The 16,995-nt window shown below is 51.3% G+C and carries 17 protein-coding genes; 15 read left to right on the top strand and 2 right to left on the bottom strand.

The genetic code is table 11. The annotated features are described in order from the left end of the window. Positions 1-42 precede the first annotated feature (42 nt). Genes OMQ46_RS06670 through OMQ46_RS06655 form a run of 4 tightly spaced genes read left to right on the top strand, consistent with a single transcriptional unit; the run spans position 43 to position 5,181 of the window. Entirely contained in the window at positions 43-1,485 is a 1,443-nt protein-coding gene (locus OMQ46_RS06670) for an aspartate kinase (protein ID WP_266234794.1), read from the top strand. Then, on the top strand, positions 1,470-2,348 hold the full coding sequence (locus tag OMQ46_RS06665; protein WP_266234796.1) for a TPR end-of-group domain-containing protein: 879 nt from the start codon (positions 1,470-1,472) through the stop codon (positions 2,346-2,348). Before OMQ46_RS06670 ends, OMQ46_RS06665 begins: the two co-directional genes overlap by 16 nt. Positions 2,349-2,385: 37 nt before the next feature. Continuing rightward, positions 2,386-3,807 carry a sodium/proline symporter gene (locus OMQ46_RS06660; RefSeq protein ID WP_266234797.1) on the top strand — a complete coding sequence of 474 codons (1,422 nt, stop codon included), beginning with the start codon at positions 2,386-2,388 and terminating at the stop codon, positions 3,805-3,807. Positions 3,808-3,810: 3 nt separating this feature from the next. Continuing rightward, positions 3,811-5,181, top strand: a complete 1,371-nt coding sequence (locus OMQ46_RS06655) for an alanine/glycine:cation symporter family protein (protein WP_266234798.1) — start codon at positions 3,811-3,813, stop codon at positions 5,179-5,181. Here the strand turns inward: OMQ46_RS06655 and OMQ46_RS06650 are convergent. Continuing rightward, a complete protein-coding gene (locus OMQ46_RS06650) occupies positions 5,178-5,711 on the bottom strand; it encodes a chalcone isomerase family protein (RefSeq protein WP_266234799.1) in 534 nt (177 codons plus the stop codon). The two genes, OMQ46_RS06655 and OMQ46_RS06650, sit on opposite strands and share 4 nt — an antisense overlap. 182 nt (positions 5,712-5,893) lie before the next feature. Here OMQ46_RS06650 and OMQ46_RS06645 point away from each other — a divergent pair, with 182 nt between their 5' ends. From OMQ46_RS06645 to OMQ46_RS06610, 8 genes are read left to right on the top strand one after another with little or no spacing between them, the layout of a single operon-like run. Continuing rightward, positions 5,894-6,817, top strand: a complete 924-nt coding sequence (locus tag OMQ46_RS06645) for an acyl-CoA desaturase (protein WP_266234800.1) — start codon at positions 5,894-5,896, stop codon at positions 6,815-6,817. Beyond that, on the top strand, positions 6,814-8,061 hold the full coding sequence (locus tag OMQ46_RS06640) for an NAD(P)/FAD-dependent oxidoreductase (RefSeq protein ID WP_266234801.1): 1,248 nt from the start codon (positions 6,814-6,816) through the stop codon (positions 8,059-8,061). The genes OMQ46_RS06645 and OMQ46_RS06640 overlap by 4 nt, the downstream gene beginning before the upstream one ends. Next, entirely contained in the window at positions 8,058-8,852 is a 795-nt protein-coding gene (locus tag OMQ46_RS06635) for a DUF1365 domain-containing protein (RefSeq protein WP_266234803.1), read from the top strand. Before OMQ46_RS06640 ends, OMQ46_RS06635 begins: the two co-directional genes overlap by 4 nt. Beyond that, complete coding sequence (locus OMQ46_RS06630) at positions 8,849-10,117, top strand: SAM-dependent methyltransferase (RefSeq protein ID WP_266234804.1); 1,269 nt, start codon at positions 8,849-8,851, stop codon at positions 10,115-10,117. The genes OMQ46_RS06635 and OMQ46_RS06630 overlap by 4 nt, the downstream gene beginning before the upstream one ends. Further along, a complete protein-coding gene (locus tag OMQ46_RS06625; protein WP_266234806.1) occupies positions 10,110-10,643 on the top strand; it encodes a DUF2878 domain-containing protein in 534 nt (177 codons plus the stop codon). Before OMQ46_RS06630 ends, OMQ46_RS06625 begins: the two co-directional genes overlap by 8 nt. Further along, positions 10,630-11,400, top strand: a complete 771-nt coding sequence (locus OMQ46_RS06620; protein ID WP_266234808.1) for a DUF1295 domain-containing protein — start codon at positions 10,630-10,632, stop codon at positions 11,398-11,400. The genes OMQ46_RS06625 and OMQ46_RS06620 overlap by 14 nt, the downstream gene beginning before the upstream one ends. Then, on the top strand, positions 11,387-12,424 hold the full coding sequence (locus OMQ46_RS06615) for an SAM-dependent methyltransferase (protein WP_266234809.1): 1,038 nt from the start codon (positions 11,387-11,389) through the stop codon (positions 12,422-12,424). The genes OMQ46_RS06620 and OMQ46_RS06615 overlap by 14 nt, the downstream gene beginning before the upstream one ends. Continuing rightward, positions 12,424-13,719 carry a sensor histidine kinase gene (locus OMQ46_RS06610; protein ID WP_266234811.1) on the top strand — a complete coding sequence of 432 codons (1,296 nt, stop codon included), beginning with the start codon at positions 12,424-12,426 and terminating at the stop codon, positions 13,717-13,719. The genes OMQ46_RS06615 and OMQ46_RS06610 overlap by 1 nt, the downstream gene beginning before the upstream one ends. Before the next feature lie 25 nt (positions 13,720-13,744). Here OMQ46_RS06610 and OMQ46_RS06605 read toward each other — a convergent pair whose 3' ends face one another. Continuing rightward, on the bottom strand, positions 13,745-14,443 hold the full coding sequence (locus tag OMQ46_RS06605) for a response regulator transcription factor (RefSeq protein ID WP_266234812.1): 699 nt from the start codon (positions 14,441-14,443) through the stop codon (positions 13,745-13,747). Between the two features lie 154 nt (positions 14,444-14,597). Here OMQ46_RS06605 and OMQ46_RS06600 point away from each other — a divergent pair, with 154 nt between their 5' ends. The 3 genes from OMQ46_RS06600 to cfa all read left to right on the top strand — a co-directional run bounded on the left by OMQ46_RS06600 (position 14,598) and on the right by cfa (position 16,961). Beyond that, complete coding sequence (locus tag OMQ46_RS06600; protein ID WP_266234813.1) at positions 14,598-14,804, top strand: (2Fe-2S)-binding protein; 207 nt, start codon at positions 14,598-14,600, stop codon at positions 14,802-14,804. Between the two features lie 316 nt (positions 14,805-15,120). Next, a complete protein-coding gene (gene bfr, locus OMQ46_RS06595) occupies positions 15,121-15,600 on the top strand; it encodes a bacterioferritin (protein ID WP_266234814.1) in 480 nt (159 codons plus the stop codon). Between the two features lie 164 nt (positions 15,601-15,764). Further along, the gene (gene cfa / locus OMQ46_RS06590) at positions 15,765-16,961 is read left to right on the top strand and encodes a cyclopropane fatty acyl phospholipid synthase (RefSeq protein ID WP_266234816.1); all 1,197 of its coding nucleotides are present in this window, start codon (positions 15,765-15,767) and stop codon (positions 16,959-16,961) included. Positions 16,962-16,995 lie beyond the last annotated feature (34 nt).

Here is a 16,995-nt window from a genome sequence, read left to right as displayed (position 1 = left end):
ACCTTTGAAGGTCATCAACAAAAGGAAATCAGAGAGAAGACAATGAGTTTTCACACGGTAGAAAAAATCGGCGGCACGTCAATGAGTAATTATGAGGCGGTGCGCGATAATATTATTCTCAAACCGGTACATAATGACTCAATCTACAACCGAATTTTTGTGGTCTCTGCCTATGGCGGTATGACCGATTTACTGCTTGAGCACAAGAAAAGCGGAAAGCCCGGCGTCTACGGTCTGTTTGCCAGTGGTGAAGAAGATGACAGCTGGCGTGAAGCACTGCATGAACTCAAGCAGAAAATGTTTGATATCAACAAAAGCTTTTATAAGAAAAAAGCCAACCTGGACCGCGCCAATCATTTCATTGGTGAACGCCTGGATGATGCCGAGCGCTGCCTGGCAGACCTACATCGTTTGTGTCAGCACGGCCATTTCGAACTGGACATGCATCTGGAAACAGTCAGAGAAATGCTTGCCAGTATTGGTGAAGCGCACAGTGCCTGGAACACCGCGCAACTGCTTCAACGTGATGGCATTGATGCCAAGTTTGTGGATTTGACCGCCTGGCAGACAGATAAACACGTCCCTCTGGATGACCGAATTAAACGGGCTTTTTCTGAAATCGACCTGAGCAAACAGCTACCCATTGTTACCGGTTACGCCCATAGCGACGATGGTCTGATGTCCACGTTTGATCGTGGCTACAGTGAAATGACGTTCAGTCGAATTGCGGTGCTGACAGAAGCCAATGAGGCGATAATTCACAAAGAATTTCACCTCAGCAGTGCTGACCCCCGTCTGGTGGGTGAAGACAATGCAGTGCCCATCGGACGTACTAACTACGATGTCGCTGATCAGCTTGCGAATCTGGGGATGGAAGCGATTCATCCCAAGGCTGCGAAAGGACTGCGGCGCAATGATATCCCTCTGCGGGTGCGTAATACCTTTGAGCCTGAGCATGCGGGCACATTGATCACCGGTGATTATGTCAGTGTGGACCCCTGCGTGGAGATCATTGCCGGTTGTAAAGGCGTGTATGCCTTTGAACTGTTTGATCAGGATATGGCAGGTAATATTGATGATTACGATCGTGAAATCCTGGCGACAATCCGTCGCTTCAAGGCACACATCGTGTCCAAGGATATCAACGCCAATACCATCACCCATTACCTCTCGACCAACCTCAAGACCATCAAGCGTATTCGAAATGCGCTGGAGCAACGCTTTACCGATGCTGAAATCAATCAGCAAAAAGTGGCCATCGTCTCGGCGATTGGCAGTGACATGAAAATTCCGGGTATTCTGGCGAGAACAGTGGGTTCGTTGGCTAAGGAGAATATCTCCGTGCTGGCGATGCACCAATCTATGCGTCAGGTTGATATGCAGTTTATTATTGATGAAGGCGATTATGACAACGCCATCAAAAGTCTGCATAGTGTACTGGTTGAAATTCATGATCACGGTAAAGCCATATGCCTCGCATCCTGATAGCGATAGTTTTCTTATTGATGCCGTTTCAGCTGTTCGCCGCTGAAACGGCCACTCAGCCTGAACAATTTGAAGCCGAGGTAGAGCAACTGGAAGAGCCGCTCTACACGCCCTTCATCGAGCGCTATGTGCTGGATGAACTGAAAGCCCTGCGCACGGATATGGCTGCAAACCGCGCCGAACTGATTCAGATGATGGTAGACCGGGAGTTGTCAGCGGTTGATAAAGCCGTTAATTACGCAACCAACACGGTGACCTATTTCTTCTATCTGATTGCCGCAGCCTCGTCTATTCTGGTTCTTGTGGGCTGGTCGTCAATCCGAGAAATTAAAGAGCGGGTGCACACCCTGGCGGATCAGGAAATTAACAGTCTGGTCACAGAGTATGAGCAACGCCTGCGCGCCATCGAGCAACAGCTGAGTAAAGAAACGCAGCAAATCGAGGAAAATCGCGAGAAGATCGAACGCACTCAGGAAGTCCAGTCGCTGTGGTTAAGAGCAGGGCAGGAGACCAACCCGGCCAATAAAATCGCTGTTTACGATCAGATCATGGCCATTCGACCCTATGACACGGAGGCTTTGACTTACAAAGCCGACGCGGTACTTGAGATCTCAGAGCCACAATGGGCCATTAACCTGTGTCATCAGGCGCTGGAATCGGATCCGGAAAACGGTCATGCTTTCTATCAACTCGCCTGTGCGCACACCGCGCTGGCTCAATTGGATGAAGCCGTACATTACCTGCAGCGTGCGGTGAATTGCAGCGAGACCTATCGTGAGCAGAGCCAGAACGATCCGGCTTTGTCTCCACTGCAATCCTATCCCGGACTTGACGAGATACTCAAACCCGGCGGCGACAGCTGATATCGGTGTCCAGCCTGGTTTGAATAGAAGGTAAATCATGGTCTGGAGTTTTCTCATTTTCCTGGGGATGTTTGTCGCTATTGGCGTGAGTTCGATTTTACGCAGTCGCGGCACCAAAAATGATTACTACCTCGCCAGTAGTGATGTTCCTCCCAGTCTGGTGGGGCTGTCTGCGGTTGCGACCAATAACAGTGGTTATATGTTTATTGGTGTCATCGGCTATACTTATGCCACCGGCTTTGCCGCTGTCTGGCTAATGGTATCGTGGATCATCGGCGACTTTATTGCTTCCAGCTTCATCCACTCCCGGCTGCGACAAGCGACCAGAGATACTGCCCAGCCCAGTTACGCCGGTGTACTCAGCAACTGGCACAGACAGCATGATCAGACGCTGCAGAGACTGATTGCCCTGATTTCGCTCGTTTTCCTGATGGCCTATGCTGGCGCCCAACTCGTTGCAGGCAGTAAAGCCCTGCATGTGCTGCTCGACTGGCCCATCTATGCCGGTGCGGTCATGGGGGCGATCATGGTGGCCCTGTACTGTATGGCGGGCGGCATCCGCGCCTCTATTTGGACCGATGCTGCTCAGTCAGTGGTGATGATTATTGCCATGGGCGTCATGCTGGTTATTGCGACCGTCTCTCTGGGGGGGATAGACGGGGCTATTCACGAGATGGACAAGGTCGAGGGGTTTCTCGATCTGTTTCCGGATGATTTAATCCTGCCCGGCATTGCCGGAGGCGTCATGTTCGCCCTGGGCTGGATGTTTGCCGGTTTCTCGGTGATTGGTCAACCGCATGTGATGATCCGATTTATGGCCCTGGCAGAGTCGGGGCGAATGGTTCGCGCCCGTATCTGGTATTACCTCTGGTTTACCGCATTTTACTGTATGTCGACGTGTGTGGGCCTGTTGTCGCGGGTCTATCTTGGAGGCGACCCGGCCGGCTTCGATGCTGAACTGGCCTTACCCACGATGGCGATGGAATTACTACACCCGGTATTTGTCGGGCTGGTGCTGGCCGGCATTTTTGCTGCGACGATGTCGACTGCGGATTCACTGGTGCTGAATTGTTCTGCTGCCATTACCCACGACCTGCTGCCCCGGGGAATCGATAACACCTTTTACCTGAAACTGACCACGATTGTTATCGTCTTTATCGCGCTGGTATGGGCACTCACCGCCACTGAGAGTGTTTTCAGTCTGGTGATTTTTGCCTGGTCTGGCCTCGCCAGTGCTTTCGCTCCTCTGTTGATTGTGTTGTCACTGGGTTTCAGGCCCGGTCAGCGCCTCAGTATCATTGCCATGCTGGTGGGACTCGCCGTTGCGCTCGGCTGGCGCTTTGCTGGCTGGCATAACGCTGTCTACGAGGGATTGCCTGGCATTATCTCTGGCCTGATGATCCTGACTGCGGTGCTCTGGTGGCGAAATCAGCAGGGTCTGTCTATCAAAGGTCGCTGAACCATGATGGCCACTGTGATTGAGAATTTTCTGCAGCAATTGGCTGCTTTCCTCTGGGGTTTACCCCTGGTAATCCTGTTGGTCGGTGGTGGTTTATTCTTCTTGCTTTACTCGCGTTTTTTGCCCTACCGCTATCTGGGGCATAGTCTGAGTCTGTTATTCAGACGCAAAGATGAAGACGACCCGGGACAGCTTTCACATTTTCAGGCCCTGAGCACGGCTTTATCCGGCACGCTGGGCATGGGTAATGTTTCAGGGGTGGCGATTGCGATTGCAATCGGTGGTCCCGGTGCCGTGTTCTGGATGTGGATCAGTGCGCTGGTGGGCATCGCCACCAAGTTTTATACCTGCAGTCTGGCAGTTATGTATCGCGGTCGTGACAGCGAGGGCCAATGGCAGGGCGGCCCCATGTACGTGATACGAGAGGGTATGGGCAGTCGCTGGCAGCCATTGGCCTATTTCTTTGCGGTGGCGGGACTGTTGGGAACGATGCCTATCTTTCAGGTCAACCAGTTGGTACAGATAGTGCGTGATACGATTGCGATTCCTGCCGGACTGACTGAGGCCGGGGCCCATTTCAGCTTTGATCTGGGGCTGGGGCTGTTACTGGCCGGTCTGGTTTTAATCGTGGGGTTAGGGCGTTTACCAAGACTGGGACAAGTGACAGGCATCCTGGTCCCAAGCATGGTGGTGGTGTACATGCTGCTCACCGGTTTTGTGCTGATAAGCCATGCTGAAGCCGTGCCGGCCGCATTGCAGTTGATCGTTCGCGATGCCTTCAGCGGCCATGCGATGGCGGGCGGTATTGTCGGAGCGGTGATCGTGACCGGGATTCAGCGGGCAGCTTTCTCCAACGAGGCCGGCATTGGTACCGAAGCGATGGCGCATGGCGCGGCCAAAACCCGCGAACCGATACGAGAAGGCATGGTCGCGATGCTGGGCCCGGTGATTGATACCCTGATAGTTTGTACCTGTACAGCCCTGGTTATTTTAATCAGCGGTGTCTGGCAAAGTAGCGAGCATGATGGCATCACCATGACCGCGATGGCGTTCAAAGACCTGTTCCCACATGGCAGTGCGGTCATTGTTGCGCTGGTGGTGACGATGTTGAGCCTCAGCACGGTGTTTACCTTCTGGTACTACGGCAGCAAGTGTCTGGGCTTTCTGATTGGCGCCGAGTATCAGCATCGCTACATCTGGCTGTATATCATTCTGGTGGTGCTGGGGGCAGTGGCTTCCCTGCAGATGGTGGTCAGCCTGGTTGACGCCATGTATGCCTTGATGGCTATACCAACTATGACAGCAGCACTGATCCTGGCGCCAAAAGTCAATCGGGCCGCCCGCGCTTTTGTGTCACAACGGCTATCAGATTAAGCATCCGGCTGCAGCAGAGACTCCTTCAGCGCATTGTTGAAAGGTTTGTCGCCAAACCAAATCTGATAGTAGCGCTGTCCCAGACTGTCTGAGGCATGCTGCCCCAGCAAGCGGTCATTCTTGAACAGCGACAGGCCACTCGCGCCCCGGCGAATATCATAACGATCACCTTCTGCCACCGATTCATAAGCGGTGTTGAACTGAGCCAAATCCGCTTTGATCTGTTCGAATTCAGCAGCGGATAAGTTACGTTTCAGCAAGGTTTCGGCTGCTTCAATGAAATCCTCGGCAGCGATTTCACGATGGTAAATAAAGGACAGTTGAATTTCATCAGTCAGGGCCGGAAGTTGGTCACAGTCGCTACTATAAAGTGCGGCATCCGCGACATTGATAAACTTCATCACTGAAATTTCAGTCTGACTGCACTTGGCGAGCGGGCCATGCTCGGTCTCAATCCGGCTGGAAAAAGCCTCAGCATGGCTGTTGCTGACGAAGATAATACTGAATAAAAAACAGGCGATACGGATCATAACTGGTCTCCGGCAATGCAAAATTGTATGGTGTGCCACTTACCTTGTTTTTTATTATTTTTCAGGTACGGCAAATTGTGTCGCCAGTGACTGTGAAATCCGGGTGAAGCCGCATCATTACTGCTTTCACATCAAATTCACATTTTGCGCTCTAGTCTGTGCCAAACACTTCGAGAGTGGCTATGCGAGCGTTACGTTACTGGTTCGACAGCAACCTGCAGCAACAGGACAGCGATGCTGACCATGCAGGCATCGACTGGCTCAGAATCATTCCCTTTATCGGACTTCATCTTGGTTGTATTGCTGTTTTCTGGGTTGGCACATCATCCATAGCAGTGACAACAGCAATCGCCCTGTATCTGCTGAGAATGTTCGCCATCACTGCCTTTTATCATCGTTATTTTGCACATAAATCCTTTAAAACGTCTCGTGCTGTACAGTTTCTGTTTGCGCTTATCGGTGCCAGTGCCACGCAACGCGGTCCCTTGTGGTGGGCGGCACATCACCGACAGCACCATCGTCACGCGGATCAGGAGCAGGATCCACATTCACCCAAGCAGGGTTTTCTATGGAGTCATATGGGCTGGTTTTTAAGTAGAAAACATTTCAGGGCTGACCTCAGCCTGGTGCCGGAACTGGCCCGTTATCCAGAGCTTCGCTGGTTGGATCGTTATGATATTGCTGTTCCAGTGATGCTGGCGGTAGTGTTGTATGCGGTCGGTGAGGCGCTTGCCACTGCGCAGCCCGATCTCAACACCAGCGGTTGGCAGATGGTCATCTGGGGTTACTTCATTTCTACCGTTGTCCTGATTCATGCCACCCTGCTTATCAATTCGCTGGCACACCGTGTAGGCCGACGCCGTTACCAGACACAGGATGACAGCCGGAACAATTTCCTGCTGGCGCTATTGACGCTGGGCGAGGGTTGGCATAACAACCATCACTATCATGCCGCATCGGCGCGTCAGGGTTTTTACTGGTGGGAGATTGACATCAGCTACTACCTGCTCTGGTGTATGCATAAACTCGGCCTCATCTGGGATGTGCGTAGTATTTCCAAGAGTAAGCGTGACGCCCGCCAGACTGGTCGGGAGTCAGTTCAATGAGAATTGCTGTGGTTGGCGCGGGGATCTCCGGATTGACCGCTGCCTGGTATCTTGCCAATCGTGAGCAGGCTGACGTCAGCGTATTTGAAGCCAACGACTACATTGGTGGTCACACCGACACACATCAGATTGAAATCCTCAACAAAAACTGGTCAGTCGATACCGGATTTATTGTCTTCAATCATCGCAACTATCCGCATTTCACCGAACTGCTGGCGGAGCTGGGCGTAGATTCTCAGCCCACCGAGATGAGTTTCAGTGTGCATAACACCCGCAGCGGGCTCGAGTACAACGCTACAAGTCTCAACAAACTGTTCTGCCAGCGTAAGAATCTGGTCAGTCCGCGTTTCTATCGCATGCTGGCGGATCTGGTCCGTTTCTACCGAAACGCCCCCGCAGTCCTGCAGGAACCGGACAATCGTCAGACGGTGGCAGATTACCTCAAGACCAACGGCTACAGCGATATCTTCATCAACGATCATTTGTTGCCCATGGCCTGCGCGCTCTGGTCAGGGCCCAGTGACAGTCTGATAAACATGCCGGTGCGCTATCTGGTGTCGTTTATGAGTAACCATAAAATGCTGTCTCTGACCGAGCGCCCACAATGGCGTGTGGTGAAAGGTGGCTCCAGACAATACATTGGTGCGCTGTTGAAACGCTTTCCCGGAAAGGTGTACACGTCGACCCCTGTCGATAGCATTCGCCGGGTCTACAATGGCGTGACACTGTCGGTCGGCGGAGACACTTTGCCTTTTGATGCTGTGGTGTTTGCCTGTCACTCTGATCAGGCGCTCAAATTACTGTCTGACCCGAGCCGGGCGGAAACTGAGGTGCTCGGTGCCATTCCCTACCAGGACAATCTGATGCAACTGCATGCCGATGAATCCGTTTTGCCTGTCAACCCTCAGGCCTGGGCCAGTTGGAATGTGCATATCGATGATGCACTGAGCGAACGCTGCACAGTGTCCTATCACATGAACACCCTGCAGAACCTCGATGCACCGGTTGAATTCATTGCTTCCCTTAACTCGGCGGACCGGGTCGATCCGAATAAAGTGTTTGTTGAGCGACGTTATTCGCACCCGGTTTATACCGAACAAACCCTGGCGGCGCAGCAACGCTGGTCAGATATCTCCGGTAAACAGCACAGTTATTTCTGCGGCGCATATTGGGGCTGGGGATTCCATGAAGACGGCGTCAGCAGCGCATTACGGGTTGTTGAACAGTTGAGGAGGGCGCTATGAATTTCGAACCCGCCCTGTTTCAGGGGCATGTCTGGCATCATCGCAGGCAGCCGGTTGCCCATTGCTTCCGCTATCCGCTGGCGATGGTCATGCTGGATCTGGATCAACTGGCGCCGACATTCTCCGCCAGCCGCTGGTGGTCACTCGAGCGTTTTAACCTTATCAGCTTCCATCGTCGTGATTACCTGGGCCCCTTTGACCGAGATCTGAAGACCGCGGTGTGCGAGCAGATTGAAGCACAGCTTGGCGAGTCTTTCGACGGCCAGGTTTACCTGCTGACCCATCCGCGCTATCTCGGCTTCGTGTTCAACCCGGTGAGTTTCTATTTCTGTGTTAATGCATCGGGCCAGGTTGAGTATGTTTTGGCTGATATTAACAATACGCCCTGGAATCAACGTCACTGTTATGTGCTCAGGGCCGACAACAAGGCTGATTCGCTTGTCGCTGATTTTGATAAAGCCTTCCATATTTCCCCCTTTATGCCCATGGAGATGCGTTATCACTGGCGCTTTCACTATGAAGGTGATGTGCTGAAAGTGCTGATGCAGTTAGATAAAGACGGTCAGTCACAATTCAATGCAGAAATGCAGATGCAAGCCCAGCCATTAAGCCCGGCGCAGATGTCGAGTCTGCCGTGGCGCTATCCACTACAGACACTGCGTGTTATCAGCCGTATTTACTGGCAGGCATTCAGGCTCTGGCTCAAACGGGTACCTTTTTACAGTCATCCGGAGAGCGATGCCACGCCTAATCAAACTACCCGAAAAACACATCGTGAGGACAGCCCATGAATATGCCTGTTTCGACCGCTAGCAGCGAGCGACTCAAGCTGTCACGGTTTCAGAATCTATGTAGACAATTGCTGCTCAGGCAGTTGGCGGCGATACAGGAGGGGTGCCTCATTTTCCAGATGAGCAATCAGGCACCTCTGACGCTGGGCCAGGCCGATCATGAGCTCAAGGTCAGGCTGACGGTCACCGATCCACGTTTTTTCGAAGCGGTGATTTTTGGCGGCTCGGTCGGCGCGGCGGAATCTTACATGGCCGGTGACTGGCACAGCGATGACTTAACCGCTCTGATTCGTCTGCTGGTGCGTAACCGCGATCTGGTAGATGGTATGGAAAAAGGCTTGGCGAGAATCACTGGCTGGCTGTTGCAAGGCGTTCACTGGTTGCGACGAAATACCCGTGACGGCAGCCGTAAAAACATTGCCGCTCATTATGACCTGGGTAATGATTTATTCGAGCTGTTCCTCGACCGCGATTTCATGATGTACTCCTCAGGTCTCTACTATGATGACAGCGAGAGCCTGGAGCGGGCTCAGTTTAATAAGCTGGGACGCCTGTGTGACAAACTTGACCTGCAACCTGACGACCATTTGTTGGAAATCGGCACTGGCTGGGGCGGCTGTGCGACATTCGCTGCGCTCCATTATGGCTGTAGGGTAACTACCACCACCATTTCCCGTGAACAATACGAACATGCCCGCAGACGAGTCGCCGATCTGGATTTGGAAGACAAAGTCACGGTGCTGCTGGAAGACTACCGTGATCTCAAAGGCCAGTATGACAAGTTAATCTCGATTGAGATGGTCGAGGCGGTGGGGCACCACTTCATTAATGACTATTTCCAACACTGCAGCCAGCTTTTGAAACCCAACGGGCTGGCGATTATTCAAGCGATTACGCTGGAGGATCATCGTTACCGGCAGGCAGTTAAATCGGTGGATTTTATCAAGCGATATATCTTCCCCGGCAGTTTCATCCCTTGTGTCAGTGTGCTGGTCAATGCCGCTGCCAGCGCAGAACTCAAGCTGACCAACCTCGAAGATATCGGCCCCAGTTATGCCACGACGCTGAGCGTGTGGCGTGAACGCTTTATGGCTCAGCTGGATGAAGTTCGCCGTCTGGGTTACGACGAACGCTTTATTCGTATGTGGGAGTTTTATCTTTGCTATTGCGAGGGTGGTTTTATGGAGCGGAGTATCAGCGATGTGCATCTGCTTTTCAGCAAGCCGGCCAATCGTCGTGAACAGTGGGTGCCACTGGATGCGTAATGTACTCAACTTTGTTGCCTTTCAGGCGGTGTGGCTGATTGTCATCCTGGCTGCTGCTGCGGGCAAACCGGCATATGCCTTGCTCGCCACGGCGACATTTGCCGTGGTTCAGGTTTATTTCAGTCGCTGGCGAGTCACCGATATCAAACTGATAGTACTGGGACTACTGGCAGGAATGATGCTCGATACTATCTGGCTCAACATGGGTTGGATAGGCTACGCCCATGGCGATATTGGCGGTCTGGCACCCTGGTGGATTGGCTGTCTGTGGGTGAACTTTATGCTGACTTTGAACCACTCACTCAGTTGGCTGCAACCTCGGCTGAAAATGCTGGGAATGATGACCGTGTTCGCCGCGCCCTTATCTTATCTCGCAGGCAGTAAGCTGGGCGCGGTGACCCTGCTTGAACCAGGGATGGCGGTGTTGTCACTGTCCCTGAGCTGGGCATTGCTGGTACCGATGCTGATGTGTCTGGCCAGACTCTGGCACAGACAGGAAGAGGAGGAGAACCATGCTTTGGTATAGTTTAGTTATCGCCTCGGTGGTGATGTTTTTGGGCTGGCTTTATGAGGGTAAAACTCGCAATGCCGGCGTCGTTGATGTGCTGTGGGCCGGTCTGATGTCGTTTCTTCCGGTTTATTATGCCGTGTTGAGTGACGGTGACTGGCTCCTGCGAGCAGTGGCCGGTGGCCTGATGAGCCTGTGGTATCTGCGCCTGTTCTGGCATCTCAGCGGTCGTGTCTTTTCTGAGCCGGAAGATGGTCGTTACGCCTATCTCCGTCAATACTGGGGTGATAACACACACCGCAATCACTTCTTTTTTTTCCAGTTTCAGGCGCTGCTGGCATTCATGTTCACTCTACCGGTCTGGTGGCTGAGTCAGGCTGAGAGTCATTATCTGCCAACGGTGATTATTGCGTTGCTGCTGGCGCTGATCGCTATCTGTGGTGTGACACTGGCGGACCGTCAGTTGCAAGCGTTTCGGAGCCAGTCTGCTAATAAGGGCAAAGTCTGCGAAGACGGTCTCTGGTATTACTCCCGTCATCCTAATTACTTCTTTGAATGGTTGCACTGGTTCAGTTACCCCCTGCTGGCTCTGGGCATAGCGGGTGGTAACTGGTTATGGCTGGCCCCGCTGGTCATGTTGGCATTCCTCTATTTTATTACCGGCATACCCTATACCGAACGGCAGGCCATTCGCAGTCGCGGTGATGCCTACCGTCGCTATCAGCAAACTACCAGTGCTTTCATCCCTTGGAGAAAAAAACATGCGTCTGATTGAATTTGCAGAGAAAAAAATGGTGCCTGATTCGGTGATTCGAGTCGGTATCCGGCAGCTGCTGAAAAAACGTCTGCATGATGAGATGGCCTTTGATCCGGAACAGGCCAGTTTGCGCAAACAGCAGTGTATTGACATGCTCCGCAGCAGCCCCATTGCTATTGAAACAGATGCAGCTAATGAGCAGCATTATGAAGTCCCGGCCCCATTTTATGAACTGGTGTTGGGCAAACACCTCAAATACAGTGGCTGCCTTTGGAGTCAGGATTGCCTGACACTGGATGATGCGGAAAGGGCGATGCTGGATCTTTACCTGCAGCGAGCGGAACTGGAAAACGGCCAGCATATCCTTGAACTCGGCTGTGGCTGGGGGTCATTAACACTGCACATGGCTGAAAGTCTGCCTTATGCCCGTATCACAGCAGTGTCTAACTCCAACTCGCAGCGGCAGTTTATTGAAAAACGTCTGCTGGAGAGAGGGTTGAGTAACGTTCGGGTGATTACCTGTGATGTCAATGAACTCTCGCTCGATGAGCGGTTTGATCGTATTGTTTCTATCGAAATGTTTGAGCATATGCGTAACTACCAGCGCCTGTTTGACAAGATTGGTCAATGGCTCAGAGACGACGGCAAATTGTTTGTGCATATTTTCTGCCATCAGAACGTGGTCTATCCGTTTGAAACTGAAGGTGATGATAACTGGATGGGGCGCTATTTCTTTACCGGCGGCTTGATGCCTTCAGCCGATACCCTGCTGCATTTCCAGCAGAAGCTGCAAATCGAGCAGCAATGGCTGGTTAATGGTCAACATTACCAGCGTACTGCAGAAGCCTGGCTGGAGAATGCCGATAAGCATCAGGCCGAAATTATCCGATTGTTTGAGCAGACTTATGGCGCGGATGAAGCCAGAATCTGGTGGCAGCGCTGGCGGTTATTCTTCATGGCATGTGCCGAATTATTCGGTTATCGTGATGGCACTGAGTGGCTGGTGGGCCACTATCTGTTCAGCAAAAAATCGGCGGATTAATGGCAAAACCCAGAACCAACCTGCAGGCAAAGCTGGTCAGAGCTTTCCTGATTCAGATCCTGTTGATCAGTATTGTCACGGTTGCCGGGATCTATGCTGCCAAAACGACGGTTGAGGACATACTGGTTCGTGAGGCGCTGGAAGGCGAAGCAGCGCATTTCTGGAGCTTGCGCGAGCAACAGCCTGATTTCCCTCTACCCAATACCATGAACCTGATTGCTTACCTGGCGCCGGCTAATGATATGTCATCCGTGCCCATGCCCCTGCGGGATCTGACGCCGGGTCTGCAACGTGCCAGGCTTGATGGCGATGAACCCATCGTCTATGTCGAAGATCAGAACAGTGACAGACTGTATCTGGTTTTTGATGAAGTAAAGGTCTCCAGGCTGGCACTGGTGTTTGGGATCCTGCCACTGGCAGCAGTGCTGGTCACCCTGTATCTGTTGGCCTGGTTGACCTATCGTCAATCACATAAAGCCGTGTCACCTATCGTCAAGCTGGCGAAAGCGGTCGAGGAAGCTGAAATCCGCGAAGGTAATCTGCCCGATCTGGATCTGGAAGAATTGCGTCAGATGCCGGATGAAGAGGTCAGCAGTCTGGTTCGGGCCTTGGATCAATTTACCCATCGCTTGGAGCATTTTATCGAGCGTGAGCGGTTGTTTACCCGTGATGCCAGCCACGAGCTGAGAACGCCAATCGCCGTGCTGCGCAGTGCGATGGAGCTGCTCGAACGTCGATACAATGTAGAGGATGATAAGACCATCCGTCGTATCTACCGCACCCTTTATGATATGGAATCCCTGATAGAGACGCTGTTGATACTGGCTCGTGAGCAGGAAGATTCCCTGCCCAGCAACCAGGTCGCGGTAAACGAACTCATTAAAGACGAAATTGATACTCTGAAACTGCTTTTTCAGGATAAGGCCGTCAATGTAGAAATAGAGAGTGATAACAATCTGACGCTGTCGGCCCCGGAACGTGTATTGAAAATTTTGATAGGCAATCTGCTCAGAAACGCATTTAATTACACGCCCAGGGGGACTATTTACATTAAAACCTGGTCCCAGGGCTTCTCGGTCAGAGATAGTGGTGTCGGGATGGATTCAGAGCAGGTTAAACAGGTCTTCAAGCCGTTTTACCGTGCTGAAAACTCCGGTAACGGTTATGGCCTGGGCATGACAATCGTCAAGCGTTTATGTAACCGCTATAACTGGCACTTGCGGATCACCAGTGAACTCGGTGAGGGTACAGAAGTCAGTGTCCATTTCCCCAAATCTCAGCTGACAAAAACCTAGTTCTGTTTGTAATAGCTTGCGACTGTCAAAGGTCTTTTTCTTCGCAGAGCTTATAGCCAATACCGGGAATCGTATGCAACAGGTTTTGCTGAAAAGGTTTATCAATCAGTTTACGCAGGTTATATAAATGACTGCGCAAAGTATCACTGTCCGGCGTATCTTCACCCCAGATCTCTGCTTCCAGCTTCTCTCTGGTCACAAGGTTTGGCGACTCACGCATCAGTATCCGTAGAATCTGCAGCATGATGGGAGAGAGCCGGATAGGGTCGCCACCACGGGTCACACGCATGGTTTTGGGCTCGAACACGATATCGGCGACCTGCAGAGACTTACTGTCCATTTCGCCTCGGTGTCGGCGGATATGTGATATCAGCCTGGCTTCCAGTTCTTTCATCTCAAACGGTTTAATCAGGTAGTCGTCAGCACCGTGTTCAAAACCGGTCAGTTTGTCATCCAGCGTGTCGCGTGCGGTGAGCATGACAACAGGCATATCCTGCTGTAGGTCCTCGCGTACACGGCGACAGACTTCATAGCCATCGATACCGGGCATCATAATATCCAGTACCAATGCATCGTAGCGATGCTGGCTGCATAACTGCACTGCGGTCAGCCCGTCCGGTGCAAAGTCCACCGTCATACCGCCGGCTTCGAGAAAATCACCAATATTTGCAGCCAGATCCTGATGATCTTCTACAATAAGCACGGTCGCCGGGTTAATTTTCATCTGGCTACTCCTTAGTTTTAGTCTCACTAGGATAGCGGAATCGATCGTGATTGCCATGTGAAAAAAGCGCAGACTGGCGAACGGTTAAAATCTTGTTGACTTGATTAATGACAATTATTATCATTAACATCAAGATTGATGAGGTAGCCCTTTCATGATCGTATGTATCTGTAACAATGTAAATTCCGATGCTATCCATGCGGCCGTTGATAATGGCGCGGCATGCATTGACGCCGTGCGAAATGAAACCGGCGCAGCAGCGTGTTGCGGTAAATGTCAGTTCAAAGTCAATCGCATCCTGCAGGAGCGTCAGCAGGATGAAACAATCGATATTTCAGTGGCGCAGGCTGTCTACTCCTGATTTTATTTGCGCAAAATTCATACTTCCCATAAAAACGCATTACCCGTTAATACCTTCCTGTTTCAACAAAAAGACTTTAGTTAATGCGCTTCGCTTTGTCCCTACAAATGATAGGGAAATGCTAAAAGCCTCTTTATTAAGACATTTTTTGATCCCCCTGATTCTGCTCTCCCGACAATGAGAAAAGCTCTCTGTCAACGTTTCTAATCTAGATGATAATAGTTGCTATTTTTATTTTATTATCAGTAGCTTAGCTTTGACATTTTGTGTGAAAACACGATAATCGTCACAACTGGATTGAAACAGGAGTTAAGCCATGAAAGGCGATGCCAAAGTTATTGAATATCTCAATAAAGTACTGGGTAACGAGCTGATTGCCATTAATCAGTACTTCCTCCATGCCAAAATGTATAAAGATTGGGGGCTGCACAACCTCTACGAGCATGAATATCATGAGTCGATAGATGAAATGAAACATGCCGACAAATTGACCGAGCGGATATTGTTTCTGGAGGGGTTGCCTAACCTGCAGGATCTGGGCGCTTTGCGTATTGGTGAGAATACCCGTGAGATGATCCAGTGTGATCTGTCTCTGGAACTGGATGCCATCCCGGATTTGAAAGAAGCGATCAAATACTGCGAGGGGGTCGGGGACTATGTCACCCGTGATCTGTTCCGTGAAATTCTGGATTCAGAAGAAGAGCACGTGGATTGGCTTGAAACCCAATTAGGACTCATCGATAAAGTTGGGCTGGAAAATTATCATCAGGCTCAGATAGTTAAAGAAGCCGAATAAAACACAGACCCCGGACTGAGAATCAGCCGGGGTTTTTTGTTTTCAGCATCAAAAATCCGGTAAATGATTCATTGTTTCGATTGTCACCGGCAACATTTCGCGGTAGCGTAATAACAACAGGTTGCAGCAATTTACTCAGGCTTTTCTCAACGGGACGGGACAGCATGGCTAGATTTACGCGATTCCAGCAAAAAATGGATCAAACCTACCCCAGCAGCAGTGGTGGTGCCAGTAATATCCAGCCACCGCCGCCCCCAATGTTACGAGAATTAGCGGCAGAATCTGGCGTTCAATTCAATGGCGATGCGCCCTGGGATATCCAGGTCCATAGCGATGAGGTCTACCAACGCATCCTCAGCAAAGGTTCTCTCGGTTTTGGTGAGAGTTACATGGATGGTCTTTGGGACTGTCTGCGCCTGGATCAACTCTTCGATCGACTCCTCAGCTTCAACGTCGATGAAAAACTTGGCGGCTGGGCGCGTATGCGTCTGCTGATACAGGTGATGCGGCATCGCCTGTTCAATCTTCAGTCCAGTCAGCGCGCATTTCAGGTAGGAGAACAGCACTACGATATTGGCAATGATGTATTTGAGTCAATGTTGGATCCGACCATGAGCTATTCCTGTGGCTACTGGCATGAGGCTGACAACCTGGATCAGGCACAAGTGAATAAGCTGGACATGATTTGCCGCAAGCTGGAGCTCAAACCAGGCGAGAAACTGCTTGAGATTGGATGCGGCTGGGGAGGGCTGGCGCGACATGCCGCCAAGAATTATGGGGTTGAAGTACTGGGTATTACCATTTCCAAAGAGCAGCAAAAGCTGGCACAGGATCGTTGTGCCGGTCTGCCAGTCAATATCGAGTTGATTGATTATCGTGATCTCAACGGCGAATACGACAAAATTGTCTCAGTGGGCATGTTTGAACATGTCGGTGAGAAAAACTACCCGATCTACTTTGATACCGTCAGACGTCTGCTTAAAGACAACGGTTTGTTTTTACTGCACACCATCGGCATCTACAAGACGATCAATCGCGTCGACCCCTGGATTGACAAATATATCTTCCGTAATGGCAAGTTGCCGTCTGCAGAGCAACTGAGTCGGGTACTCAATGAGCGCCTGATTATAGAGGACTGGCATAACTTCGGTCAGGATTACTACAACACATTGATGGCCTGGTGGGAAAATTTCGACGCGGCCTGGCCAGCTTTATCACATAAATATGACGAGCGTTTCTACAGAATGTGGAAATACTATCTCATGTCCTGCGCCGGCTTTTTCAAAGCCCGGCAAGGGCAGTTATGGCAACTGGTATTGAGTAAACGTAGTCGACCGCATATCTACCGCTCGATACGTTAACACTAAACCGGCGACCAACCGGTGAGGTAAAGGA

Source organism: Methylophaga sp. OBS1 (genome assembly GCF_026319365.1).
Note: the sequence above shows the minus strand (reverse complement) of the source record. Positions and strands in the feature narration are given on the sequence as shown.

Bases quoted from the DNA above. Each gene is read 5' to 3' on its own strand.
- OMQ46_RS06635 (WP_266234803.1), top strand. From the start codon at position 8,058: ATGAATTTCGAACCCGCCCTGTTTCAGGGGCATGTCTGGCATCATCGC.
- OMQ46_RS06600 (WP_266234813.1), top strand. From the start codon at position 14,598: ATGATCGTATGTATCTGTAACAATGTAAATTCCGATGCTATCCATGCG.
- OMQ46_RS06615 (WP_266234809.1), top strand. From the start codon at position 11,387: ATGCGTCTGATTGAATTTGCAGAGAAAAAAATGGTGCCTGATTCGGTG.
- OMQ46_RS06650 (WP_266234799.1), bottom strand. From the start codon at position 5,711: ATGATCCGTATCGCCTGTTTTTTATTCAGTATTATCTTCGTCAGCAAC.
- OMQ46_RS06655 (WP_266234798.1), top strand. From the start codon at position 3,811: ATGATGGCCACTGTGATTGAGAATTTTCTGCAGCAATTGGCTGCTTTC.
- OMQ46_RS06645 (WP_266234800.1), top strand. From the start codon at position 5,894: ATGCGAGCGTTACGTTACTGGTTCGACAGCAACCTGCAGCAACAGGAC.
- OMQ46_RS06665 (WP_266234796.1), top strand. From the start codon at position 1,470: ATGCCTCGCATCCTGATAGCGATAGTTTTCTTATTGATGCCGTTTCAG.
- bfr (WP_266234814.1), top strand. From the start codon at position 15,121: ATGAAAGGCGATGCCAAAGTTATTGAATATCTCAATAAAGTACTGGGT.
- OMQ46_RS06630 (WP_266234804.1), top strand. From the start codon at position 8,849: ATGAATATGCCTGTTTCGACCGCTAGCAGCGAGCGACTCAAGCTGTCA.
- OMQ46_RS06620 (WP_266234808.1), top strand. From the start codon at position 10,630: ATGCTTTGGTATAGTTTAGTTATCGCCTCGGTGGTGATGTTTTTGGGC.
- cfa (WP_266234816.1), top strand. From the start codon at position 15,765: ATGGCTAGATTTACGCGATTCCAGCAAAAAATGGATCAAACCTACCCC.
- OMQ46_RS06640 (WP_266234801.1), top strand. From the start codon at position 6,814: ATGAGAATTGCTGTGGTTGGCGCGGGGATCTCCGGATTGACCGCTGCC.
- OMQ46_RS06660 (WP_266234797.1), top strand. From the start codon at position 2,386: ATGGTCTGGAGTTTTCTCATTTTCCTGGGGATGTTTGTCGCTATTGGC.
- OMQ46_RS06605 (WP_266234812.1), bottom strand. From the start codon at position 14,443: ATGAAAATTAACCCGGCGACCGTGCTTATTGTAGAAGATCATCAGGAT.
- OMQ46_RS06610 (WP_266234811.1), top strand. From the start codon at position 12,424: ATGGCAAAACCCAGAACCAACCTGCAGGCAAAGCTGGTCAGAGCTTTC.
- OMQ46_RS06670 (WP_266234794.1), top strand. From the start codon at position 43: ATGAGTTTTCACACGGTAGAAAAAATCGGCGGCACGTCAATGAGTAAT.
- OMQ46_RS06625 (WP_266234806.1), top strand. From the start codon at position 10,110: ATGCGTAATGTACTCAACTTTGTTGCCTTTCAGGCGGTGTGGCTGATT.